The following is a 22,409-nucleotide window of genomic DNA, read 5'->3' as shown; positions in this document are numbered from 1 at the left end:
GGCGGGCCGGCGGGCTGATTGAGTCTGTTGCCGCATTTGACAACGGCTCGGCTCTGCCTTTCGGCCGCATCCTCACGCCCGCTTCAGCGATTCCTGTTACGCGCCTTCTGGTTCGACGCATAGATGTTGCCGCGCTCCAGCGGCACGCCTCTTTTCACCGCCGCAAGCCATTCGTCCGTGCTCGCCACCGCCGCGAAGCGCGACTGCAACACCACGCTAAATACCCGATGAATGTCCTCGGCGCTCGCAAAGCCCGCGCTGTTCTCGTACGGCACCGAGCCCGTCGCGTCGTGCAGAAACTCGACGGCGAGCCCGGCGTGGACCGCGTGATTGATCGTCGACGCATCGCAGTTGTGGGTCATGTAGCCGACCACCGTCAGCGTGTCGATCTCCCGTGCGGCTAGCCAGTCCGCGAGATCCGTTCCGGTGAAGGCGCTCGGCAGCGACTTCTCCATATAGTGATCGCGCTCCCGCGAACCGACGACCGGATGCAACTCCGCGCCTGCGCTGCCGCGCGCGAACAGCGGCGAACTGGCCGGCGCGAAGTTCTGCACCACCACCACCGGCACGCCCGCGGCGCGGGCTGCATCCATCGCGCGGCCGACGTTGGCGAGCGAACTCTGCACGTCCGGAAATTCGATCGGCAGATCGCCGGTCACGTATTCGTTTTGCACATCGATGACGATGAGCGCACGGCGCGGTGTAGTCATGGCAAGACTCCTGTGGAAATTCAATGAGGTGGCGCGCCGCCTGCCCGCAAGGTTCAAGGCCAGGCAAGCAGCGGCGATGACGCATTGTTCTCCCGCGGCCGCTTCGGCAACAGCGGCCCGTTTGACAATATTCGCTAGAATCGGGCCATCGTCGTTTCGCCAGGTGACCGACTCATGGCTGCATCTGCTGAATCCGCTGCGTCCGCTGCGTCCTCTTCACCCACCACCAAGCCCAGCGAAGACCGCCGGCACATCGTCGCGGTGGTCGCCTTCGACCGCATCAGCCCATTCCACCTTTCCGTGCCGTGCGTGGTCTTCGGCGAACGCCGTAGCGGCGGCGGCGTGCCCGATTTCGACTTCCGCGTCTGCGCGGCCGAAACCGGCCCGCTCGCGACGACCGCGGGTTTCTCGATTGCCGTGACGCACGGACTCGAAGCGCTCGCCGACGCTCACACGATCATCGTGCCGAGCTGGCGGGATCCCGACGAGCCGCCGCCGGCCGCGCTGCTCGACGCCTTGCGCACGGCTCACGCGCGCGGCGCGCAACTCGTCGGCTTGTGTCTTGGCGCGTTCGTGCTGGCCGCCGCGGGCATTCTCGACGACCGCCCGGCCTCCACCCACTGGGCATGGGCAGACGACTTCGCGAGCCGCTATCCGCGCGTGCGGCTAGACCGCGATGTGCTTTATGTCGACGACGGCAACGTGCTGACGTCGGCGGGCACCGCGGCCGGGCTCGATTGCTGTCTGCATGTGCTGCGCAAGATGTGCGGCGCCCAGGTGGCGAACTTCGTCGCGCGCCGGCTCGTCGTATCGCCGCATCGGCAAGGCGGACAGGCGCAATACATTCAGCAGCCGGTGCCCCCGAACGTCCGCGAAGACCGGCTCTCCAGCCTTCTCGACTGGGTGCGCGGCAATCTGGACGCGCCTCACACGCTCGACAGCCTCGCTGGACGCACGCTGATGAGCCGCCGCACCTTCACGCGGCGCTTCAGGCTCGCCACGGGCACGACCGTCGGCGCATGGCTGCTCGCGCAGCGGCTCGCGCGCGCGCAGCAGTTGCTGGAAAGCACGGACGAGTCGGTGGAAGCTATTGCGGGCATTGCCGGGTTCGGCTCGGCAGCGTCGCTGCGTCAGCATTTCGCGGACGCGTTTCGCACGTCGCCGTCGGCATGGCGCAGGGACTTTCGCGGCGCGTAGTGTGGGATGGCGGCGAGGTGTATGCGGTGTGCAAACCATCCGCAAAGCAACGCCCTTTCGTAGTCAGTCACCGCGATTTCGTAGTCGCGCCGGCGCGACAGTCATCACGCGCGCCAGGTTTCGCGCGCGCCTGGATTCACAGCACTGGATTGCCGGACGCGCCGTCAATGCTCGCTGATCCAGCGCGCCACATACAGTAGAAGGGCGACCAGGAAGATCATCACCGCCCACGCCCAGTTCGGCACGGCATGCGGACTCGGCTCGGGATGCGAAACACCAGGCGACACGCCGTGCGACGCGCTCGCCGCGCGGCCCGTCAGCGCATTGCCGTGTTCCGCGCGGGTGCGCCGCGCGATGCCGCCAAGCGTGATCGGCCGCAGAAACACATGCTGGCGCCGCGCCGCCGACCCGCGCGCGCGGTTCGGGCCCTGCCCGTGCTTCGCGCGCACGACCGCGCTGAATTCGGCGAAGAAATCGTCGGCGAGATGATGAAGCGCGTTTTCGAGTTGACGCGTCGGCAGTTCAGCGAGCGGCCCCGAGGACGTCGCCCAGATCGTGTAGTCGATCCGCGTGCCGCGCTCCCTGCCGTCGAGCGCGCCGTCTTCCGCGCGCAGGCGCACCTCGATCTGTCCGCGCAGCGAGCCGATGCCTTCGGCGCGCGCCTTGAAGTTGATGGTGCGGCGCTCGGCATCGGCCGGCCCTGAATCCTGGCCCGCGACGTGGGCACGCGCTTCATATCGCGCACGCAACGGCCCGAGCGGGACCGTCATGGTCAGCGCATATTCACCGTGGGAGAGGCGCGTGAACGACTCGCAGTTATCGAGGCTAGCGCGCAGCAGCGCGAGGTCTTGCAACGCGTCCCAGACATCGGACGGCGCAAGTGGAATCCGTAACGCGTCGTTCAGTTCCATCTCAGCCTCCCGATGAACACGCGACAGCGAATCAGGAGGTCTGATCGATGCGGTCGACGCGCGATGAGTAAAAAGCCAGATACCCTTTGATCCGGGCTGCCTGTTCGAAGGGCGACTCGTAGCTCCATACCGCGTTTTCGATCAGACCGTCTTCGGTATGCAGATGAAAGTAGGACGCGTCGCCCTTGAATGGACAGTGCGAGGTATGCGTGGACCGTTCGAGCCGCGCCATGTTCACGTCCTCGCGGGGGAAATAGAAAACATCGGGCAAACCGGTTTCGGCGAGGGTCAACGCCGCGTGCGTGTCGGCCATGGTCACGCCGCCGTGTATCACCCGCACCCGGTGATGATTGCCCGTGATGGCGATGGCGTGCCCGCCGGAGGATTTGCTCGGGCTTCCGTGAGGTGTCAAGGCATCGCTCATGTCTCGGCTCCGTGAAAGTGTGCGGTCGTGCAAACAGTAAAGCCACGGGACACGCCCGTGGCTTCATTATCGGTCAAAGTCCCGCCGATTGCGCGGCCTCCGTGCTGCTGGCCGGGCAAGCCTCGGGCTCACTGCGTGTTCCAGTAGAACGCGGCCTTGGCGGTGCCCTTGGCCGGCACGGTCAGCGCCTTCGACTGGTCGCGATCCTTGTACGCCGCATGCACGGTGTAGCGGCCCGGACGCAGTTTCACGAGCATGTACGGCCCGCGCGACGTGGTGCTCAGCACCTCGCCGTTGTGCGCATCGACGATACGCACGCGGACATCGGCGAGATAGTCGGACCCCGGGCCCGTAAAGCGCAGCGACAGCGGCCACTCGCTTTGCGCCTGCTGTAGCGCCTTCGATTCGTCGAGACCGACGCCGCCGGAGACGAACGAGACGTCGCCCTGCTGCTGGATTTGCGGCAGACCACCACCGTTGGCGTTGCCTGCGCTGCTCTGGTCGGTGGTGGTGCCACCGGTTACTTCGCTCGCCTGCTGCGCGTACGCGCCGCTCACCAGAGCGACGGTGAGCGCCACGCTGGCCGCGGCGGCTACGATCTTTCGCTGAGTGTGCTGGTTTTTCATCGGTTCGCTCCTTCTTGACGTCCTTCGCCCTGTGCATAGGTGGGACCGGGTTCTGGATGCATGCAACCGCCGTGCCACGCGAGCGCTCTCGCAGTGCGGAAACCGCTGTTTCGCACGCCGCATGCCGCGAAGCGCGCTGCCTGGCGACGTCTGCGATGAAGAAAAAAAGCCGGTCTGTTTGCAGTAAGTGCAAACGACCGGCAAGCGTTACTTCGTTACTTCACTTCGTACGTTAAGTTCAGACGTCGATCAACCGAGGTCGACCGGCACGAAAATCTGCGCGTTGTCGCGCTGGATCAGCAACGCGATGCTGTTGCCCGCGCCCGCGATCATCTGCTTCAACTGATCGACGCTCCCCACCGGCCGGCCGTTGACTGCAAGAATCACGTCGCCCGGCTGGATGCCCGCGCTTTCCGCCGCGCCGCCCGACTGCTGCACCAGCAAACCGTGCGAGATCGAAGCGCTGTTTTTCTCTTCCGGCGTCAGTGGACGCACTGCCACGCCGAGACGGCCTTGCAACTGCGCCGGCTGATCGGCCTTGTCCGACGCAAGCTTGGTATCCGACAACGAGCCGATCGTCACCTTCAGGTCCTTCGTGCTCTTGTCGCGCCAGACCTGCACCGTGGCCGTGCTGCCCGGCGCGAGCCCCGCGACCTGCGAAGGCAGCGCCGACGAATCGCCCACCGGCTCGCCGTTCACCGACAGGATCACGTCGCCAGGCTGCAAGCCGGCCTTGGCCGCAGGACCGTCGGGATCGACAGAACTGACGAGCGCGCCTTGCGGCTTCTGCATACCGAACGAATTGGCCAGCGTCTGGTTCATGCCCTGCACCGCGACGCCCAGGCGTCCGCGGCTCACGTGCCCGGTCTTGACGATCTCGTCCTTGACCTTGATAGCTTCATTGATCGGGATTGCGAACGAAAGCCCCTGGAAGCCGCCGGTCTGCGAGTAGATCATCGAATTGATGCCGATCACCTCGCCTTGCAGATTGAACAGCGGTCCGCCGGAATTGCCGGGATTCACCGGCACGTCGGTCTGAATGAATGGCGTGTAGTTCTCGTTGGGCAGCGAGCGCGACTTCGCGCTGATGATGCCCGAGGTCACCGTATTGTCGAAACCGTAGGGCGAGCCGATCGCGACGACCCATTGGCCGACCTTGCTCTGGCGCGGATCGCCGATCTTCACCGTCGGCAGACTGCTCGCGTCGATCTTCAGCACTGCGACGTCGGACTGCTTGTCGGTGCCGATCACCTTCGCCTTGAATTCGCGCTTGTCCGTGAGCTTCACGGTGACGACGTTCGCGCCGTCCACCACATGCGCGTTGGTCAGGATATAGCCGTCGCTGCTGACGATAAAGCCCGAACCGAGACTCGCGCTCGGCTGATCGGGCGCATCGCCGCCGTCGCCGCCTTGCACGCCCGGCATGCCGCCGAAGAAGTGCTTATAGAACTGGTAGAACGGATCGCTCGGATCGATCGGCAACTGATTGCCGCCGCCGTTGCCCATGCCACCGTTGCCGCGCAGCGCCGCCCGCTTGACCACGTGCTTCGCGCTGATGTTGACGACGGCCGGCCCATACGTTTCGACGAGACCGGAGAAATCGGGAATGCCGGTTTTCGCGGCGGCTTCCGCGGGCATCATCGCAGCTTGCGCCGGTGAGATGACCTGCGGCGCGGGCACGTCGCGATGGCCCGCCACATAGCCGGCGGAAAGCGCCACGGCGACAGCCGCTGCAACGGCGCTACGAGACAAGGTTTTCGCGTTCATCGTGGACTCCTGACTGGAGAAGGAAACTTGGATGTCAGGAAGCGTACGGGGCATCGCTTAAAAGAGTCTTAAGCAGCGCCAGATCGCGTTTTATGCCTTGTTTGAGGCACTTTTGCTCGTCAAGCGAATTGAAAGCTTCGGGCTCAGAAACGCACGGTGACTTGCAAGCCGCCCGCCGACGATTCGTCGAGCGACACGGCCGCGTGATGTTGCGTGGCGATGCGGCGCACGATCGCCAAGCCGAGTCCGCTGCCGGCGACGTCGGTGCGCACGCGGTTTTCGCCGGCACCGGCGCGGTAGAAGCGATCGAACACGCGCTCGCGTTCCGCCGGTTCGATGCCCGGGCCGCTGTCGGCGATGCGCACCACCGGATGCCCTTCTTCAACGTGCAGGCTCACATCGACGCGCCCGCCTCGCGGCGTGTACTTGGTCGCGTTATCGACAAGATTGTTGAACATCACACGCAGCGACTCGGCATCGCCGATCACGGTGGCCGCCTCGCTCGCCTCGATGCCGAGATCGACGCCACGATTCTGCGCAAGCGGCGCATAGGCCAGCACGCAGCCTTGGAGCAGCGCACGCAAGTCGATGGCATCGGTCGCCGCGAGGCCGTCCGGTTCCGAACGCGCGAGCGCGAGCAGTTGCTCGGCGAGCCGCGTCGCGCGCGTCACGCCCGCTTGCAGATCAGCGAGCGCTTCGCTGCGCGCCGCGTCGTCTTTCGCGCGCGCCACCAGTTGCGATTGAATCTGCACCGCGGCAAGCGGCGTGCGCAGCTCGTGCGCGGCATCGGCGACGAACGCCTTCTGGATGTCGAGCGCGGTGGCGAGCCGCTGAAGCAGGCCGTTCAGCGCACGCACGAGCGGCTGCACTTCGAGCGGCAGGCGCTGATCGGGCAACGGATCGAGTGCTTCCGGATGACGCGTGTCGAGCGCGCTCGTCACGCGCCGCAAGGGCTGCAATCCGCGTCCGATGATCACCCACACCGCGAGCCCGAGCACCGGCAGCAGCACGATCAATGGCCACAACGTGCGCAAGGCGACGTCGGCGGCAAGGCGGTTGCGCACCGAAAGCGGCTGCGCCAACTGCACCACGTTATCGCCGACGATGGCGCCGTACACGCGCCAGTCGCCGCGATCCGTGTGTTCTGTCGAAAACCCGAGTTCGGCACGCGGCGCGAGCGGCGCGCGCGGACGCGAGTAATACATCAGCACGCCGTTGCGATTCCAGATTTGCAGCACGATGCCTTCGTCGCCGGTATCGCGCGAGCCGAGCACCTGCGAGAACGGTTCGGACGGCAGCGCCGCCGCGATCTGCTCCAACTGGTAATCGAACAGTTCATTGGCTTCGGCAAGCGCCTGGCGGTAAATCAGCCAGCCCGCTATGCCGACGCCGAGCAGCACGAGCGCCAGCAGCCACACCAGCAATTGACGGCGAATCGATCGCATCGGCTCAGGCTTCCTTCGCGATCATGTAGCCGAGGCCGCGCACGTTGCGGATCAGTTCCGCGCCGAGCTTCTTGCGCAGCGCGTGGATATAGACCTCGACGGTATTGCTGCCGATTTCCTCGCCCCAGCCGTACATTTTTTCTTCGAGCTGGCTCTTGGAGAGCACCGCGCCTGGCCGCGCGAGCAGCGCTTCGAGCAACGCAAACTCGCGCGCCGACAATGCGACCGGCGCGCCGTCGAGCGTGACCTGATGCGAAGCGGGATCGAGCGTGAGGTTGCCGTGGCGGATCGTCGAATCGCTGCGGCCCGATTGACGACGGATCAGCGCCCGCATGCGCGCGCCTAGTTCGTCGAGATCGAATGGCTTGACGAGGTAGTCGTCGGCGCCGGCGTCGAGGCCTTTGACGCGGTCGGCGACCGCGTCGCGCGCCGTGACGATCAGCACGGGTAATGCATGGCCGCGCGCGCGCAGCGTGCGCAACACGTCGAGGCCGTCGCGTTTCGGCAGGCCGAGGTCGAGCAGCACCAGATCGTAAGGCTGGCTGCCCGCCGCGCTGAGCGCCGCTTCGCCGTCTTCCACCCAGTCGACCGCGAAGCCTTCGCCGCGCAGCGCCTTGCGCACGCCTTCGGCGATCATCCGGTCGTCTTCGACTAGCAAGATGCGCATGGTTTCACTTTCCTCAACATTCGATGATGCCGCATTCTAGCGTCCGCTTCGGTATGCGCGCCGGTGTGACGCTTTTTCCACCGCAGTCTGACGGCATGTCACTACAATGGGCGCTTTGCGTCGCGCGGCGGCCTGGCTGCGGCGTGGCGCGCGATATATGCGCGACGCGTCGATTCCGCTGCGCGCTCGCACAACATTCAGATGCTGCAAGGGAAAGAGCAAACGACGCAGCCGTTGAGCGAACGCCTTCGCGCGATGCATCGCCCTCTTTGAATTGCCGCGTGCCCCACGCCCTGACATTTTGCTTTTTCGCCCGTCCATGACGCACGCTTTCCTGTCTTCCGTCGCACGCCCATTTCGTCATGCGGCGCTGCGTTCACGTATCACTGCCGCTGTCACCGCATCTACTGCATGTTCGTTGCCGCAGCGCCTCGCGCCGCGCGCGAGCGCCTGGCTGCTGGTGTGCGCCGCGCTCGCCGGCGGGGCATCGCTGCCGCATGGCGCACAGGCCCGCGTCAAAGCCGCGCATCCGAGCGTCAACGTCAGCACTGTGCTGCCGCAATCGGTCATGGCCGGCTTGCAGCGCGCCCATGTGCCTTTGTCGTCGGTCAGCGTGGTCGTCGAAAAAGTCGGCGACCGCACGCCGATCGTCGCGCTGAACGCTGGCAAACCGATGATGCCCGCGTCGACGATGAAGCTCGTCACCACTTATTCCGCCCTGTCGATTCTCGGCCCCGATTATCGCTGGCGCACGAACGCCTACGCCGACGGCACGCTCGACGCCAACGGCGTGTTGCACGGCAATCTGTACATTCAAGGCACGGGCGACCCCAAGCTCGTGCCCGAAGAACTGATCGACCTCGTGCAGCAGATCCACAAGGCGGGGATTCACGGCATAGACGGCGCACTCGTGCTCGACAAGCGCTACTTCGATCCGTCGACGCGCGACCTGCCGCCCTTCGACGACGATGCCACCGCGCCATACAACGTCGGACCCGACCCGCTGCTGTACGCGTTCAAGTCGCTGTCGTTCACGCTCACGCCTTCATCGGATGGCACCGTCACGATCGACGTATTGCCTGCCCTCGCGCAGTTGCAGATCGACAATCAGATGCGCGCCGTCAACGGTCCCTGCCGCGGCGATGCCGCCGCCGTATCGCCCACCGTCACGCCGGCGCCGAACGGCACGGTCGTCGCGTCGTTCGCCGGCGATTACTCCGTGCGCTGCGGCCCGCGCACGATCAACGTGGCGGTGCTCGATCATTCGGCGTTTTTCGCAGGCGGCTTCCTGGCGTTGTGGCAGCAAACCAGCGGCACATTCAGCGGCGCGACGCGCGAAGGCGCGGTGCCGGTCGGCGCGAAACTGGTGGCCACGCATCAGGGGCCGATGCTGTCCGACATCGTTCGCGACATCAACAAGTTCAGCAACAACACCATGGCACGCAACCTGTACCTGTCGATCGGCGCAGCCGAAGAAAAGCCGCCCGCGACGACCGCCAAATCGGCGCGCTCGATCGAGGCTTTTCTGCGGCGCGACAGCATCGACATGCAATACCTGACGCTCGACAACGGCTCGGGCCTGTCACGCGACGAGCACATCACCGCGCTATCGCTCGCCGATCTGCTGCAGCGGGCGAACGCGAGCCCGGTCGCGCAGGTGTTCGTGCAGTCGCTGCCCATCGCCGGTGTCGACGGCACGATGCGCAACCGCCTGACCAATCAGGGCGCGGGCGGCAACGCGCACATCAAGACCGGCACGTTGCGCGACGTGCGGGCCATCGCGGGCTATGTGGCATCGGCGGACGGCGACAGCTATATCGTGGTCAGCTTCATCAACGATCCGCATTCCGAAGCCGCGCGCGCCGCGCACGACGCGTTGCTCGAGTGGGTGTATCAAGGACCGGCCCAGGGCTTTACCCCTGTTTCCGCGTCGGCGGCAACACGCGCCGCTGAATCCACGAGCGCGGCGCCACGCGGCAAGTCCAGGAGAAACCCGCATAAGCGCGGCGCCCATTGAGGATTCCTTCTAGCGAAGCCCGCGCGCCGCATAGCTCCAAGCGTGTACGCTGTCGGGCAGTGTTCGAGCCGCGCGGCGCGCGCGAACCATAACGACGATGCAAGACAAAACACGACAAAACACCGCGGCATGCAGCGCGGCGGCAAGGGACCACGGAGGAAGACACCATGCAATTCGATGCCGAATTGCTGCTGCTCGCCATGGCGCCAGTCTTTCTCGCATGTATCGGCTGGGAGGCGTGGCACCTGCGGCGAACACGCCCTGGCGCACGGCTGTATAGCTGGCGCGACACGCTGTGCAATGCAGCGCTTGCGCTCATGCAGCAAGCCGCCGACAAGCTCGCATGGCTCGCCATCATCCCCGTCTATGCGTTTTTCTACGATCGCTACCGCGTCCATACGTGGCAAGCGGGTTGGGCTTCCTTTGCGCTGCTGTTTGTCGCGCAGGATCTGCTCTATTACGTGTTTCACCGTTGCAGCCATCGCGTGCGCTGGCTGTGGGCTGCGCACGTCGTGCATCACTCTTCGGAGCGCATGAATTTTTCCACCGCATTCCGTCAGAGCCTGATGTATCCCGTCGCGGGCATGTGGCTCTTCTGGATTCCGCTTGCCGTGCTCGGCTTTCCGCCGAAGCAGATCGTCACCATCGTGCTGATCAATCTGGGCTTTCAGTTTTTCGTGCACACGCAGGCAATCGGTAAATTCGGCGGCAAGCTCGGCTGGCTCGAGTACGTGTTCAACACGCCGTCGATTCATCGTGTGCATCACGCGCGCAACGACCGCTATATCGACCGCAACTATGCCGGCGTGCTCGTGATATGGGATCGCCTGTTCGGCAGCTATGTCGACGAAGATCCGCTCGAGTCGCCCGTCTACGGCATCGTCGAGCCGCTTGATACATACAACCCGCTGAAGGCGACGTTTCACGAATGGGCGTCGATGGCGCGCGACTTCGCGAGCGTGCGCGGTTCGCACAACAAGCTGCGCGCACTGTTCGCTCCGCCCGCGTGGGCCGCCGACTATCATGCGCGCCGCGTCGCCGCCTCGAGGGACGTGCACGCGCCAAACCAAATAAACGACAACAACGAGATGGCCGCGTTTTCAGCACGACGCAGGCCGTAGAAGATTCTGTAAGCTGTCGTCACGCCGCCGACGCGGCGGACGCGGCCTGCAATACATGGCGCAAGGGCCAAACATACGAGGAGATGTAGCCAACATGAATCACACAGCATCGAGGAAACAACATTGGTTGCGCGTCACGCAGACCGCCATCGCCGGCACTGCGTTTGCGCTGCTCGCGGCTTGCGGCGGTGGCGGCGACGACAACAACAACGCCAGCAGCACGCCCGCGGGCGGCGTCAAATTGCAAGTCGTGTCGTTCGGCGACAGCCTGTCGGATGTCGGCACGTATGCTCCGGTGATTCAGGCGAGCTTCGGCGGCGGCCGCTTCACGACCAATCCGGGTGAAGTGTGGACGCAAAAAGTGGCCGAGTATTACGGCGACACGTTGAAGGCGGCATACCTCGGTGGCTTCGGCCAGCCGCTGGTCGCGGCAGGCGGCTACGGTTATGCGCAGGGTGGCTCGGACGTCGTGAACGCTCAAGGCAAAGGCTGGGCGCCGAACAACATGGCGGCCACGACGGTGCCGATCGTGACTCAGGTCGCGAACTACCTGGGTGCCCATACGAGCTTCAACTCGAATCAGCTCGTGCTCGTGAACGGCGGCGCCAACGACATCTTCCAGTTCGCGGAAAACACCGGGAACCTGACAGCGCTCGGCACCGCGCTGCAGACGCAATACCCGTTGCTGGTGCAGGCGGGCAAGCTGCCGAACACGCAGGCAGGCCAGGTCGCGTTCATCGTCGGCTACCTGCAACAGCTGCCTAACCCCCAGGTCGCTCAGGCCGCCGCCCAGCTCGCCGCGCAAGTAAAGACCATTGTCAACGCGGGTGCGACTCACGTGGTGGTGTCGACGGTGCCGGACATCGGCAATACGCCGCTCGGCGTCGCAGCCAACGTGAAGACGCCCGGCTCGGCCGCCCTGCTGACGGGAATCGCCGCGGCGTATAACTATCTCTTCGTTCAGAACCTCACGGCCCTGGGCCTCGTGGGTACGGGCAAGGTGATCGTGGTCGATGCGTTCGCGTGGCAGGATCAGCAGTTGCCGAACTACAAGGCGCTCGGCTTCACGGTGTCCAACACCGACACAGCCTGCAACCTGACCGCGATGCAGACGAACGCAACGGCTTACGCCAAGGCCAACCCGGGCGCGACCAACGGGCTGACCCCAGAGCAGTACGGCAGCCAGTTCGGCTCTTCGTTGTTCTGCTCACCGCAGACCTACACGGTGGCTGGCGCCGACCAGACTTACATGTTCGCGGACACGGTCCACCCCAGCGCGCACATGCACGCGTTGTTCGCACAGTACGTTCAGCAGCAGATCGCGGCCACCGGGCTCGGTAAATAAGCGGAGTTCGGCCGCGCGGCGCGATGGTTTCATGGCGAAGGAAGGACTGAAAAACGCCTGGCTTATCGATTCTGTCGATTGCAGCCAGGCGTTTTTCTATTGGACGCTTTGTCAGGCGTTTATCAGGCGTTTATCAGGCGCTTTGGGGGAACACGCGAGGAGCAAAAGCTCAGGCGTGGCTTTGCGCTTCGAACGCAGCCGCCGCACGTCCCAGGCGGTCATTGACCGCGATCCATTCGATCGTGTCCGGCAGCTTCTCGATCAGAATGCGCGTGACGTTGGCGCGATCGAGCGCTCTCAACAAGCCGTATAGCTCGCGCGCATAGACGTGCGGGTCTTCCGGCGCGGCGATGAAATGCACGCCATCGGCGTCGGCCCAATGCCCCGCACGCGAAGCACGCGCCACCAACGCGACGCGCTCGCCCGGCTCGCGCGCGGCGAGCAACGGTTCCAGCGCATTGAAAGGCAGCAAAGCCAACGGCGTGCGCGGCGCGTAATGCGCCTTCAACGTGCCCGAAGCGCGCGGCGCGGTTGCGTCGGAACCGTCGGGCAAGCGCGGTGCCTCGCCGAGCACATCGGCGATATCTTGCGGCGTTACGCGGCCTGGTCTGAGCAACGCGGGAAAGCCGCGCGACAAATCGACAATGGTCGATTCGATGCCGACGTCGGACGCACCGCCGTCGAGCACATGAATCGCGCTGCCGAACTCGTCGCGCACATGCTGCGCGGTGGTCGGGCTCACGTGCCCGAAGCGATTCGCCGACGGCGCCGCGACACCGCCATGCCCGTCGCGCAACGCACTGAACGCCTCGAGTAGAGCCTGCGCCACCGGATGCGACGGGCAGCGCAGCCCGACAGAATCCTGCCCGCCGCTCACCGCCGAGGGTATCCGCGCAGCGCGCTTCAGAATCAACGTCAGCGGACCCGGCCAGAACGCATCGATCAGCCGTTGCGCCTCCGCCGGCAAGTGCTCGACCCAGTAGTTCGGATCGCCCTGCGGCGCCAGATGGACGATCACCGGATGATTCGCCGGCCGGCCCTTCGCCGCGTAAATGCGCGCGACGGCCTCCGGGTTTTCCGCGTCGCCGCCGAGGCCGTACACGGTCTCGGTGGGAAATGCGACGAGACCGCCGGCGTCGAGCAGCGCCGCAGCGTGCTCGATCTGGGCGGCGCTCACGGGCAACACGCTGCCGGCGGGCGCATCGGGTCGGTCGGGTCTCTGTTGGTCGGACATGGCGCGCGCGTCAGCTCGTGGCGATATGCAGCAGCCGCGCGCAATCGCGCGCCGCCGTGCGGGCTTCTTCGAGCGTGGCGGCCGTGAAGTTCACGTGGCCCATCTTGCGGCCACAACGTGCTTCTTCCTTGCCATACAAATGCAGACGCGCCGCCGGCATTGCCGCGACCTCGTGCCATGGCGGCGTGACCGACGCGCCCTTTGGGCCGCCCGGGAACCACACGTCGCCGAGAATATTCAGCATGACCGCCGGCGAATGCTGGCGCGTGTCGCCGAGCGGCATGCCCGTCATTGCGCGCACCTGCTGTTCGAACTGGCTGGTCGCGCAGGCGTCGACGGTGTAATGCCCGGAGTTGTGCGGACGCGGCGCCATTTCATTGGCCACCAGTGAGCCGTCCTCCAGAATGAAGAATTCGACGCACAGCACGCCCACATAGCCGAGCTTGTCGGCAATTTGCAGCGCGGCCTGCTGCGCCTGCTGGACGCGCGTCGGGCTCGCGTCCGGCGCCGGCACGATGGTGTGCGACAGCACGCCGTCGCGATGCGTGTTCTGCGCGAGCGGATACACGACCGACGCGCCGCTCGCCGCGCGTGCAATCAGCGCGGAGACTTCGAACTTGAGCGGCAAACGCTTTTCCAGCACGCACGGCACACCGGCGAGCGACGCGTGCGCCTCGCGCACTTCCTCGGCGTTGCGCACGCGAATCTGGCCTTTTCCGTCGTAGCCCATGCGGGCCGTTTTGAGAATGCCGGGCAGCACGGCTTCGAGCTTCGCATCGTCGAGCGCGGCGAGCGCGTCCGACGATTCGATCACCACATGCGGCGCGACCGTTACGCCCGACGACGCGATAAAGCGCTTCTCGGCGATGCGATCCTGGGCCACCGCGACACAGCGGCCGGCGGGGCTCACGAAGGTGGTCTTCGCGAGAAAGTCGAGGCTCGCGGCCGGCACGTTCTCGAATTCGGTCGACACGGCCGCGCACAGGCGCGCGAGTTCGGTGAGCGAAGCTTCATCGTCGTACGTCGCGCGCAGGTGGCGGTCGGCGACCGAGCCCGCCGGACTGTTTTCGTCCGGATCGAGCACGGCGACGCGGTAGCCCATTGCCTGCGCGGCAAAGCAGAACATGCGGCCGAGCTGGCCGCCACCGACCATGCCAAGCCATGAGCCGGGCAGAATCGGTGAAACCGGTGTGTTGTCTGGGTTCATCTTAGTGGTCGGTCGCGGCCGGGCGTGCATGCAGTCCTGCAACTCCTGCAATGGCAAGCGCCCGTCCGGTAGGTCAGACAGGGAACGTCCTGGTATCAATCGGGCCGTTACTGTGCCCGCTTTCAGCCGTGGATCAGGCCGTAAATCGGCCGTAAATCGGGCCGAGAATCGGCCCATTAAACAGCCCGCGCGCTTACAGCGCCGGCAGCACCATCGCGTGGGCCGCCTGGTTCTGGCGCACGCGGAACGCCGCGAGCTTTTCTGCATATTCAGCGCTCGTGCCGCTCAGAATCGACACCGCGAACAGCGCCGCATTGGCCGCGCCCGCTTCGCCGATCGCAAAGGTCGCGACGGGCACGCCCTTGGGCATCTGCACAATCGAATGCAACGAGTCGACGCCCTTCAGATACTTGCTCGCCACCGGCACGCCGAGCACCGGCACCGTGGTCTTGGCCGCCAGCATGCCCGGCAGATGCGCCGCGCCGCCCGCGCCCGCGATGATCGCGCGGATACCGCGTTCACGCGCGCTTTCAGCATAGGCGAACATTTCGTCCGGCATGCGGTGCGCGGATACGACCTTCGCTTCGTACGGCACGCCGAATTCCTGCAGAATCGCCACGGCGTTCTTCATCACTTCCCAGTCGGAACTGGAGCCCATCAGCACGCCGATAACCGGCGCGCCATGCGTGTGGGCGGTCTGTGCTTCACTCATCTTGCGGCTTCCTTTTCTCGAACGGCGCGAATCTGATCAGGCGAGTTTGTGCCCGGTCAGACGTTCGAGCGCTTCCTGATACTTCTCGCCTGTCTTCTGGACCACGTCGTCCGGCAGCTTCGGCGCGGGCGGCTCTTTCGCCCAGTCCTGCGTTTCAAGCCAGTCGCGCACGAACTGCTTGTCGAACGACGGCGGATTGGTGCCAACCTGATACTGGTCGGCCGGCCAGAAGCGCGACGAATCGGCGGTGAGCGCCTCGTCCATCAGATACAGGTTGCCGTGGTTGTCCAGCCCGAATTCGAACTTCGTGTCGGCGATGATGATGCCGCGCGTGGCCGCGTAATCCGCAGCTTCCTTGTACAGCCTGACCGAGATGTCGCGGATCGTGGCCGACAGTTCGGTGCCGATGCGGCGTTCCATCTCGTCGTAGGTGATGTTTTCGTCGTGGTGGCCCATTTCGGCCTTGGCTGCCGGCGTAAAGATCGGCTCGGGCAGCTTCTGAGCGTTTTGCAGACCGGGCGGCAATTCCACGCCGCACACGGAACCGGTGGCCTGATAGTCTTTCCAACCGCTACCGGCCAGATAGCCGCGCACCACGGCTTCCACGAGAATCGGCTCAAGGCGCTTTACGACCACCGCGCGGCCCTTGACCTGCTCGACTTCCTCCGCCGCCACCACGGATTCAGGGGCCACGCCGGTCAGGTGATTGGGCACCACGTGCTTGAGCTTCTCGAACCAGAAGTTCGCCATTTCATTGAGCACGCGTCCCTTGTTCGGAATCGGCTCGCCCATGATGACGTCGAACGCCGACAGACGGTCGGTCGTGACGATCAGCAACTGGTCGTTGCCCACCGCATAGTTGTCGCGGACTTTACCGCGGCCGAGCAGCGGAAGCGAGCGGAGCGTGGATTCGTAAAGGGTAGACATCGTCGTAGTTCGCTAAAAATGAGGCAAAGAAAGTGTGACCGGAACAAAAGGGAAACGCCGTTCCCCGGATGATGCGGGAACGGCGATCTAACGACAACCTGGTCAAACGGCCAGGCGCTGACTCAAACGCTGACGCAAATGCCGCTTAGCGGACGACCTGCGCGAGTTCGCCCGACTTGTACTTCTCCGCGATTTTATCAAGCGAAACCGGCTTGATCTTGCCGGCCTGGCCTTCGCAGCCGAATTGCGTATAGCGCTCGATACAGATATTCATCGCGGCTTCACGCGCTGGCTTGAGATAATCGCGCGGATCGAACTTGCCCGGATTCCTCGCCATGTAGCGGCGGATCGCGCCGGTGATGGCGAGGCGCAGGTCCGTGTCGATATTGACCTTGCGCACGCCGTGCTTGATGCCTTCCTGGATTTCCTCGACCGGCACGCCGTAGGTTTCCTTCATGTCGCCGCCGAATTCGCGGATTTCCGCGAGCAGTTCCTGCGGCACCGACGAGGAACCGTGCATCACCAGGTGCGTGTTCGGAATGCGCTGGTGAATTTCCTTGATGCGTTGGATCGACAGAATGTCGCCCGTCGGCTTCTTGCTGAACTTATACGCGCCGTGCGACGTGCCGATTGCGATTGCCAACGCGTCGCATTGCGTCAGCTTGACGAAGTCGGCGGCCTGCTCCGGATCGGTCAGCAGTTGCTCGCGTGTCATCGTGCCTTCTGCGCCGTGGCCGTCTTCCTTGTCGCCCTTCATGGTTTCCAGCGAGCCCAGCACGCCCAGTTCCGCTTCGACCGTCACGCCGATCGAGTGCGCGGCTTCCACGACCTTGCGCGACACGTCGACGTTGTATTCGTACGAAGCGACCGTTTTGCCGTCGGCTTCGAGCGAGCCGTCCATCATCACGCTGGTGAAGCCGCTGCGGATCGCCGCCATGCAGACCGCCGGCGACTGGCCGTGATCCTGGTGCATCACGACCGGAATGTGCGGATACGACTCGACCGCTGCTTCGATCAAGTGGCGCAGGAACGCTTCGCCCGCGTACTTACGCGCGCCGGCGGAAGCCTGCATGATGACCGGTGCGTTGACCTTGTCGGCCGCCGCCATGATCGCCTGCACCTGCTCCAGGTTGTTCACGTTGAATGCCGGAAGGCCGTAGCCGTTTTCAGCGGCATGGTCCAGCAGTTGACGCATTGATACGAGAGGCATGCTGTAACTCCTTAGATTGAAACGAATTCCTGTGCCGCCGGCATCTTTTGTGCGATTTTATCGCGAAGCAAACCGCATGCCCTTTCGCACCATCGCTCGAGCGCGGGGCGTTGCTTCACGCCTCGCGCGCGTTTTTGAGCCGGTGCGCCGCCTCTCGCGGGGCATGACAGCCTGCTTCGCTCATCAAGCCTGTGCCAGTCGAGCAGTCTCTACGGATCAGTACGGCTCGCCGACCCGTACGATCTTCAGCGTATTCGTGCCGCCGGCCTGACCCATCGGCTCGCCGACGGTCAGCACGACCATGTCGCCGCGCGACGCGTAGCCCTTGCTGACCACCGTCTCCAACGCCTGTTGCAACGCCGTGTCGCGGTCGGTGTTGGTGTCCAGATGCAGCGAGGTCACGTTGCGGTACAGCGCCATGGCCCGCTCGCTGCCGACGCGCGGCGTGAGCGCGAAGATCGGCACGTGCGTCCAGTGACGCGACATCCACAGCGCGGTCGAACCGGATTCGGTCAACGCCACGATCGCCTTTGCGCCCAGGTGATAGGCCGTGAAGAGCGCGCCCATCGCAATCGACTGGTCGATGCGCGTGAACGTGCGATCGAGGAAGTCCCGATCCAGCTCGGACTGTTCCGACTTCTCGGCTTCGACGCAGATCGCGGCCATCGTCTCGATCGTCTGCACCGGGTATTTGCCCGCCGCCGATTCCGCCGACAGCATTACCGCGTCCGTGCCGTCGAGCACCGCGTTGGCGACGTCCGACACTTCGGCGCGGGTCGGCACGGGCGCGTAGATCATCGACTCCATCATCTGGGTCGCGGTGATCACGAACTTGTTCGACTCGCGCGCCATACGGATCATCCGCTTTTGCAGCGCGGGCACTGCGGCATTCCCCACTTCCACGGCCAGATCGCCACGCGCGACCATGATGCCGTCCGAGGCGTCCAGAATGCCCTGCAGCGCCGGAATGGCTTCCGCGCGCTCGATCTTGGCGATCATCTTCGGCTTGATGCCATACGGCGCGCCGGCGATGTTCGCCAGTTGGCGGGCCATCTCCATGTCGGTTGCATTCTTCGGGAACGATACCGCGACAAAATCGACGCTGAGCGACATCGCCGTGCGGATGTCTTCCATGTCCTTGGCGGTCAGCGCGGGCGCCGACAGACCGCCGCCCTGGCGGTTGATGCCCTTGTTGTTCGACAGGTCGCCGCCGATCTTCACGATCGTGTGAATTTCGTTGCCGATCACGCGCTGAACGTTCAGCACGATCAGGCCGTCGTTGAGCAACAGCACGTCGCCTGGCTTCAGGTCGCGCGGCAGGTCTTTATAGTCGAGACCGGCGCGCTCCTGGTTGCCGAGCTCGCAGTCGGCGTCGAGGATGAACGGTTCGCCCGAAACCAGCGTGACCTTGCCGCTTTCGAATTTGCCGACCCGGATCTTCGGGCCTTGCAGGTCCGCCATGATGGCGACCTCGCGGCCTGCCTGGCGCGCCGCCTCGCGCACGAATTCGGCGCGCTGGCGGTGGTCGTCGGCGGTGCCGTGCGAGAAATTGAGCCGAACCACGTCGGCCCCTGCCTGAATCATTTGCAGCAGAATCTCCGGCGTGCTGGAAGCCGGTCCGATGGTAGCGACAATCTTGGTGGCGCGATGCATGAGTCTCCTCGTCTGGATAGGATCGCTGGAAAGAGCGCTGCGAGTCGGATGCGGAGGCTGCGCACCGAAAGATGCTGCCGTGGGTTGCGCGCCGGTTGAAACCAGCGTCGCTTTATGAGGTGAAGCGGTGTTCGAAGCCGGCACGCGAGGCGCCGACGGGGGCACGAGCGCGACTTCAGCGTCCGGGAGTTCTGACTGCGACCCGGCGGATTCGGCAGCTCGGGCGCTGGACGATTCCGCTGTGTCGCCGACAGTGGTCGACTCCACGGGCGTTAAAGGCGGCCCGGATTCTTCTGGTTGGTCGACAGCCTGTGAGACTTCGACGACAGCGGCAAGCGCAGTGGCAACCGTGGCGGCAAGCGCGGACTCAGGGGCCGCCGCTGCGGCGCCGGAGCGCGCTGTGCGCTCCCCTGCCGTTGCTGCCGCGGTGTCGCGCGGCTTGCCGCGCTGAACGTTCGCTCTTGCAGACTTCGCCGTTGGGGAGCGCGTCGCCACGTTAAGCCCGCGATTCCAGGACTTCGACCGCCGGCAGCTTCTTGCCTTCCAGGAACTCGAGGAAGGCGCCGCCGCCCGTCGAGATATAGCTGACCTTGTCGTGGATGCCGTACTTGGCGATCGCGGCAAGCGTATCGCCGCCGCCCGCAATCGAGAACGCCGGCGATCTCGCGATCGCGTCGGCCAGCGTTTTCGTGCCGTTGCCGAACTGGTCGAACTCGAACACCCCGACCGGGCCGTTCCACACGATCGTGCCGGCCTTTTCCAGTTGCGCGGCGAGCGCCTTCGCGGTTTCCGGTCCGATATCCAGGATCATGTCGTCGTCCTCGACATCGGCGACGGCCTTGATTTCGGCCTTGGCGGTCGGCGAAAACTCTTTCGCCGTGACCACGTCGGTCGGAATCGGCACCGATGCGCCGCGGGCTTTTGCGGCGTCGATGATGGCTTTCGCTTCGCTCAGCAGATCCGCTTCGGCCAGCGACTTGCCGATCTTGAGTCCCGCAGCCAGCATGAACGTATTGGCGATGCCGCCGCCGACGATCAGCTGATCGACCTTCTCGGCCAGCGACTTCAGAATGGTCAGCTTGGTCGACACCTTCGAGCCCGCGACGATCGCGACCAGCGGACGCTTCGGCGCGCCGAGCGCCTTGCCGAGCGCTTCGAGTTCGGCTGCGAGCAGCGGGCCGGCGCAAGCCACCGGCGCGTATCTGGCGATGCCGTGCGTGGTCGCTTCAGCGCGGTGAGCCGTGCCGAACGCGTCGTTCACATAGATGTCGCAGAGCTTCGCCATTTTCTGCGCGAGTTCGTCGGAATCTTTCTTCTCGCCCTTGTTGACGCGGCAGTTTTCCAGCAGCACGACCTGGCCCGGCGCGACGTTCACGCCGTTTTCCACCCAGTTCGCGACGAGCGGCACGTCGCGGCCGAGCAGTTCGGCGAAACGCTTTGCGACCGGCGCGAGCGAGTCTTCCGGCTTGAAGTCGCCTTCAGTCGGGCGGCCCAGGTGCGACGTGACCATCACGGCGGCGCCCGCGTCGAGCGCTGCCTTGACAGCCGGCACAGAGGCGCGGATGCGGGTGTCTTCGGTGATGTTGCCTTGATCGTCCTGCGGCACGTTCAGATCGGCGCGGATGAACACTCGTTTGCCGGACAGCTTGCCTTCGGCGATCAGATCGGAGAGACGCAATACCTTGTTCATGGGCGTTTGTGTGCGAGTTGATGGGAAGGCGGTGGCGGACGTCGCACAGGGCTTTGAGCGCGGTGAAATCCAGCGCGTCGGCACGGCGGCTCCACGAAGCCGGGGCCCCGGCGGCAAGGCCGCGGCGCGGGCGCCAGGCATCGACGCGGTCATCCCGGAAACCGGCATTTTAACTGATCCAACCTGCCTTCTGACCCGTGAGCGGGCGAATGCCCCGTATTTGACTGGCGCGCGGGGCATGCCGCAGCGCAGCATAGACGGAGCCCGAATTACATGAAGAGACGCAACAACGTAAATACGATCATTCCGACAACGATCGTGCCAAGCATGGTGCGGCGCCACAAAAACCACCCGAGGCCGGCAAGCGCCGCGTAGAACTCGTGGTTGGACGGCGCGAATGACAGACCTTCGGGCGTCGCCAGCACGTCGGGCAGCACCACGGCCGCCAGCGCCGCGGCGGGCGCGTAGCGCAGCATGCGCTGCACGCGCGCGGGCAACACCGTGCGCTCGCCGCCGATTAGAAACATCGCGCGTGTCACGGCGGTGACGAACGTCATGCCGAGAATGGCCAGCCAGATTTCCGTGGATGTCATCGCGAATCTCCCGCGCCGTTGCGGATGCGCCGCAAGTCGGCGCGCTCGACCATCAGATCGGCGGCGCTGCCCGCAATGATGGCGGCGATCACCGCAAGCGGCAGCGCGAGCCGGTACGGCAGATCGAATGCGAGCAGGGACACGATGCCCGCGATGCTGACCGCCACCAGTGTGGAACGCGTCGCGATGGCTGCGACCATGATGGGCAGCAGCGCGAGCGTGCCCGCCAGCGCGAGCCCCCAATTGTCGGGAATCAGACTGGCGAGCAGGATGCCCGCGACCGACGCCACCTGCCACGACAGCCAGCTGCTCACCGCCATGCCCCAGAAGTACGCCTCCTTGCCGGGCACATAGCCAGGCGGGAAGTTCTTCTTCAGGAACAGCAGATAAATCACGTCGCCGTTGAAGTAACCGAGCAGGATACGGCGCCACATCGACAGATAGGAAAAGTGCGGGGCGAGACCGACGCTGAAGATCACGAAACGCGTGTTGACCATGGCGGCCGTGAGCAGCACCGTCCAGACCGGCAGCTTGGCGGCGAGGAGCGGCAGCACCGCCAGTTGCGACGATCCGGCGTAGCACAGCAGCGACATGGCGAGCGCCTGCGGCAGCGTGAGCACCGACTTGCTCATTGCGATGCCGGTGACGAGGCCCCAAGAGCAGATCGCCATGAGCGTGGGCGAATAGTCGCGCGCGCCCTCACGGAAGGCGCGGCGATCGATATCTGACAGACGAGCGAGCATGAGGCGAAAAGCGCCGGCGCAGGAGGCCGCGATGAGGGAAATCGGCGCCAGGTCGTCAAGCATCCGCTGGCGCATCCGGACGTGAATTATGCGTGCGCCGAATTATAGCGCCCGAAGTGCGCCCAAATGCCCGTTCCATGTGCAAAAGACGCTAAAATGACGCTCTTCGCTGCACCCCACCGGAAACCGCCGGCACGCCCGGGTTTCCTG

Annotated in this window: 20 protein-coding genes; 4 read left to right on the top strand and 16 right to left on the bottom strand. The window is 64.9% G+C overall.

Annotation, left to right across the window (positions count from 1 at the left end):
* Positions 1 to 83: 83 nt before the first annotated feature.
* Entirely contained in the window at positions 84 to 710 is a 627-nt protein-coding gene (locus C0Z16_RS09475) for a cysteine hydrolase family protein (RefSeq protein ID WP_102631890.1), read from the bottom strand.
* Positions 711 to 884: 174 nt separating this feature from the next.
* On the opposite strand from C0Z16_RS09475, the gene C0Z16_RS09470 reads away from it, so the two are divergent.
* The gene (locus C0Z16_RS09470; protein ID WP_102631889.1) at positions 885 to 1,907 is read left to right on the top strand and encodes a helix-turn-helix domain-containing protein; all 1,023 of its coding nucleotides are present in this window, start codon (positions 885 to 887) and stop codon (positions 1,905 to 1,907) included.
* A 164-nt stretch (positions 1,908 to 2,071) separates the two neighbouring features.
* On the opposite strand, the gene C0Z16_RS09465 is transcribed toward C0Z16_RS09470, so the two are convergent.
* The 6 genes from C0Z16_RS09465 to C0Z16_RS09440 form a co-directional block, all read right to left on the bottom strand.
* Positions 2,072 to 2,818, bottom strand: a complete 747-nt coding sequence (locus C0Z16_RS09465) for a CoxG family protein (protein WP_102631888.1) — start codon at positions 2,816 to 2,818, stop codon at positions 2,072 to 2,074.
* A 31-nt stretch (positions 2,819 to 2,849) separates the two neighbouring features.
* Positions 2,850 to 3,242 (bottom strand): DUF427 domain-containing protein, encoded by a 393-nt coding sequence (locus tag C0Z16_RS09460; protein WP_102631887.1) that lies wholly within the window; start codon positions 3,240 to 3,242, stop codon positions 2,850 to 2,852.
* 128 nt (positions 3,243 to 3,370) lie between these two features.
* Complete coding sequence (locus tag C0Z16_RS09455; RefSeq protein ID WP_102631886.1) at positions 3,371 to 3,868, bottom strand: hypothetical protein; 498 nt, start codon at positions 3,866 to 3,868, stop codon at positions 3,371 to 3,373.
* 249 nt (positions 3,869 to 4,117) lie between these two features.
* On the bottom strand, positions 4,118 to 5,635 hold the full coding sequence (locus tag C0Z16_RS09450) for a DegQ family serine endoprotease (protein WP_102631885.1): 1,518 nt from the start codon (positions 5,633 to 5,635) through the stop codon (positions 4,118 to 4,120).
* A gap of 143 nt (positions 5,636 to 5,778) precedes the next feature.
* Complete coding sequence (locus C0Z16_RS09445; protein ID WP_102631884.1) at positions 5,779 to 7,080, bottom strand: ATP-binding protein; 1,302 nt, start codon at positions 7,078 to 7,080, stop codon at positions 5,779 to 5,781.
* A 4-nt stretch (positions 7,081 to 7,084) separates the two neighbouring features.
* On the bottom strand, positions 7,085 to 7,747 hold the full coding sequence (locus tag C0Z16_RS09440) for a response regulator (protein WP_102631883.1): 663 nt from the start codon (positions 7,745 to 7,747) through the stop codon (positions 7,085 to 7,087).
* A gap of 319 nt (positions 7,748 to 8,066) precedes the next feature.
* Here C0Z16_RS09440 and dacB point away from each other — a divergent pair, with 319 nt between their 5' ends.
* The 3 genes from dacB (at position 8,067) to C0Z16_RS09420 (ending at position 12,230) form a co-directional block, all read left to right on the top strand.
* A complete protein-coding gene (gene dacB / locus C0Z16_RS09430) occupies positions 8,067 to 9,764 on the top strand; it encodes a D-alanyl-D-alanine carboxypeptidase/D-alanyl-D-alanine endopeptidase (RefSeq protein ID WP_102631881.1) in 1,698 nt (565 codons plus the stop codon).
* A gap of 167 nt (positions 9,765 to 9,931) precedes the next feature.
* Positions 9,932 to 10,885 carry a sterol desaturase family protein gene (locus tag C0Z16_RS09425; RefSeq protein WP_102631880.1) on the top strand — a complete coding sequence of 318 codons (954 nt, stop codon included), beginning with the start codon at positions 9,932 to 9,934 and terminating at the stop codon, positions 10,883 to 10,885.
* A gap of 94 nt (positions 10,886 to 10,979) precedes the next feature.
* The gene (locus C0Z16_RS09420) at positions 10,980 to 12,230 is read left to right on the top strand and encodes an SGNH/GDSL hydrolase family protein (RefSeq protein WP_102631879.1); all 1,251 of its coding nucleotides are present in this window, start codon (positions 10,980 to 10,982) and stop codon (positions 12,228 to 12,230) included.
* A 169-nt stretch (positions 12,231 to 12,399) separates the two neighbouring features.
* Here C0Z16_RS09420 and C0Z16_RS09415 read toward each other — a convergent pair whose 3' ends face one another.
* From C0Z16_RS09415 to C0Z16_RS09370, 9 genes are all read right to left on the bottom strand, one after another.
* Positions 12,400 to 13,464: an L-threonylcarbamoyladenylate synthase gene (locus C0Z16_RS09415; protein ID WP_102631878.1), complete on the bottom strand. Its 1,065-nt coding sequence runs from the start codon at positions 13,462 to 13,464 to the stop codon at positions 12,400 to 12,402.
* A gap of 10 nt (positions 13,465 to 13,474) precedes the next feature.
* Positions 13,475 to 14,671 carry a 5-(carboxyamino)imidazole ribonucleotide synthase gene (locus C0Z16_RS09410; RefSeq protein ID WP_102631877.1) on the bottom strand — a complete coding sequence of 399 codons (1,197 nt, stop codon included), beginning with the start codon at positions 14,669 to 14,671 and terminating at the stop codon, positions 13,475 to 13,477.
* 193 nt (positions 14,672 to 14,864) lie between these two features.
* Positions 14,865 to 15,383, bottom strand: coding sequence for a 5-(carboxyamino)imidazole ribonucleotide mutase (gene purE / locus C0Z16_RS09405; protein ID WP_102631876.1), 519 nt, complete (start codon positions 15,381 to 15,383; stop codon positions 14,865 to 14,867).
* Between the two features lie 36 nt (positions 15,384 to 15,419).
* The gene (locus C0Z16_RS09400; RefSeq protein ID WP_102631875.1) at positions 15,420 to 16,310 is read right to left on the bottom strand and encodes a phosphoribosylaminoimidazolesuccinocarboxamide synthase; all 891 of its coding nucleotides are present in this window, start codon (positions 16,308 to 16,310) and stop codon (positions 15,420 to 15,422) included.
* Positions 16,311 to 16,455: 145 nt separating this feature from the next.
* Positions 16,456 to 17,520, bottom strand: a complete 1,065-nt coding sequence (gene fba, locus C0Z16_RS09395) for a class II fructose-bisphosphate aldolase (RefSeq protein ID WP_102631874.1) — start codon at positions 17,518 to 17,520, stop codon at positions 16,456 to 16,458.
* 216 nt (positions 17,521 to 17,736) lie between these two features.
* On the bottom strand, positions 17,737 to 19,173 hold the full coding sequence (pyk, locus tag C0Z16_RS09390; RefSeq protein WP_102631873.1) for a pyruvate kinase: 1,437 nt from the start codon (positions 19,171 to 19,173) through the stop codon (positions 17,737 to 17,739).
* 496 nt (positions 19,174 to 19,669) lie between these two features.
* Positions 19,670 to 20,863 carry a phosphoglycerate kinase gene (locus tag C0Z16_RS09385; RefSeq protein ID WP_102631872.1) on the bottom strand — a complete coding sequence of 398 codons (1,194 nt, stop codon included), beginning with the start codon at positions 20,861 to 20,863 and terminating at the stop codon, positions 19,670 to 19,672.
* Positions 20,864 to 21,132: 269 nt separating this feature from the next.
* Entirely contained in the window at positions 21,133 to 21,456 is a 324-nt protein-coding gene (locus tag C0Z16_RS09375; RefSeq protein WP_102631870.1) for an AzlD domain-containing protein, read from the bottom strand.
* On the bottom strand, positions 21,453 to 22,199 hold the full coding sequence (locus tag C0Z16_RS09370; protein ID WP_102632004.1) for an AzlC family ABC transporter permease: 747 nt from the start codon (positions 22,197 to 22,199) through the stop codon (positions 21,453 to 21,455). The genes C0Z16_RS09375 and C0Z16_RS09370 overlap by 4 nt, the downstream gene beginning before the upstream one ends.
* Positions 22,200 to 22,409: the final 210 nt, after the last annotated feature.

This window comes from Paraburkholderia rhynchosiae, from assembly GCF_002879865.1.
Classification (GTDB): domain Bacteria; phylum Pseudomonadota; class Gammaproteobacteria; order Burkholderiales; family Burkholderiaceae; genus Paraburkholderia; species Paraburkholderia rhynchosiae.
Note: the sequence above shows the minus strand (reverse complement) of the source record. Positions and strands in the feature narration are given on the sequence as shown.

Coding starts and splice junctions, on each gene's coding strand:
- C0Z16_RS09475 (WP_102631890.1), bottom strand. CDS start 710: ATGACTACACCGCGCCGTGCGCTCATCGTCATCGATGTGCAAAACGAA.
- C0Z16_RS09470 (WP_102631889.1), top strand. CDS start 885: ATGGCTGCATCTGCTGAATCCGCTGCGTCCGCTGCGTCCTCTTCACCC.
- C0Z16_RS09465 (WP_102631888.1), bottom strand. CDS start 2,818: ATGGAACTGAACGACGCGTTACGGATTCCACTTGCGCCGTCCGATGTC.
- C0Z16_RS09460 (WP_102631887.1), bottom strand. CDS start 3,242: ATGAGCGATGCCTTGACACCTCACGGAAGCCCGAGCAAATCCTCCGGC.
- C0Z16_RS09455 (WP_102631886.1), bottom strand. CDS start 3,868: ATGAAAAACCAGCACACTCAGCGAAAGATCGTAGCCGCCGCGGCCAGC.
- C0Z16_RS09450 (WP_102631885.1), bottom strand. CDS start 5,635: ATGAACGCGAAAACCTTGTCTCGTAGCGCCGTTGCAGCGGCTGTCGCC.
- C0Z16_RS09445 (WP_102631884.1), bottom strand. CDS start 7,080: ATGCGATCGATTCGCCGTCAATTGCTGGTGTGGCTGCTGGCGCTCGTG.
- C0Z16_RS09440 (WP_102631883.1), bottom strand. CDS start 7,747: ATGCGCATCTTGCTAGTCGAAGACGACCGGATGATCGCCGAAGGCGTG.
- dacB (WP_102631881.1), top strand. CDS start 8,067: ATGACGCACGCTTTCCTGTCTTCCGTCGCACGCCCATTTCGTCATGCG.
- C0Z16_RS09425 (WP_102631880.1), top strand. CDS start 9,932: ATGCAATTCGATGCCGAATTGCTGCTGCTCGCCATGGCGCCAGTCTTT.
- C0Z16_RS09420 (WP_102631879.1), top strand. CDS start 10,980: ATGAATCACACAGCATCGAGGAAACAACATTGGTTGCGCGTCACGCAG.
- C0Z16_RS09415 (WP_102631878.1), bottom strand. CDS start 13,464: ATGTCCGACCAACAGAGACCCGACCGACCCGATGCGCCCGCCGGCAGC.
- C0Z16_RS09410 (WP_102631877.1), bottom strand. CDS start 14,671: ATGAACCCAGACAACACACCGGTTTCACCGATTCTGCCCGGCTCATGG.
- purE (WP_102631876.1), bottom strand. CDS start 15,383: ATGAGTGAAGCACAGACCGCCCACACGCATGGCGCGCCGGTTATCGGC.
- C0Z16_RS09400 (WP_102631875.1), bottom strand. CDS start 16,310: ATGTCTACCCTTTACGAATCCACGCTCCGCTCGCTTCCGCTGCTCGGC.
- fba (WP_102631874.1), bottom strand. CDS start 17,520: ATGCCTCTCGTATCAATGCGTCAACTGCTGGACCATGCCGCTGAAAAC.
- pyk (WP_102631873.1), bottom strand. CDS start 19,173: ATGCATCGCGCCACCAAGATTGTCGCTACCATCGGACCGGCTTCCAGC.
- C0Z16_RS09385 (WP_102631872.1), bottom strand. CDS start 20,863: ATGAACAAGGTATTGCGTCTCTCCGATCTGATCGCCGAAGGCAAGCTG.
- C0Z16_RS09375 (WP_102631870.1), bottom strand. CDS start 21,456: ATGACATCCACGGAAATCTGGCTGGCCATTCTCGGCATGACGTTCGTC.
- C0Z16_RS09370 (WP_102632004.1), bottom strand. CDS start 22,199: ATGCTCGCTCGTCTGTCAGATATCGATCGCCGCGCCTTCCGTGAGGGC.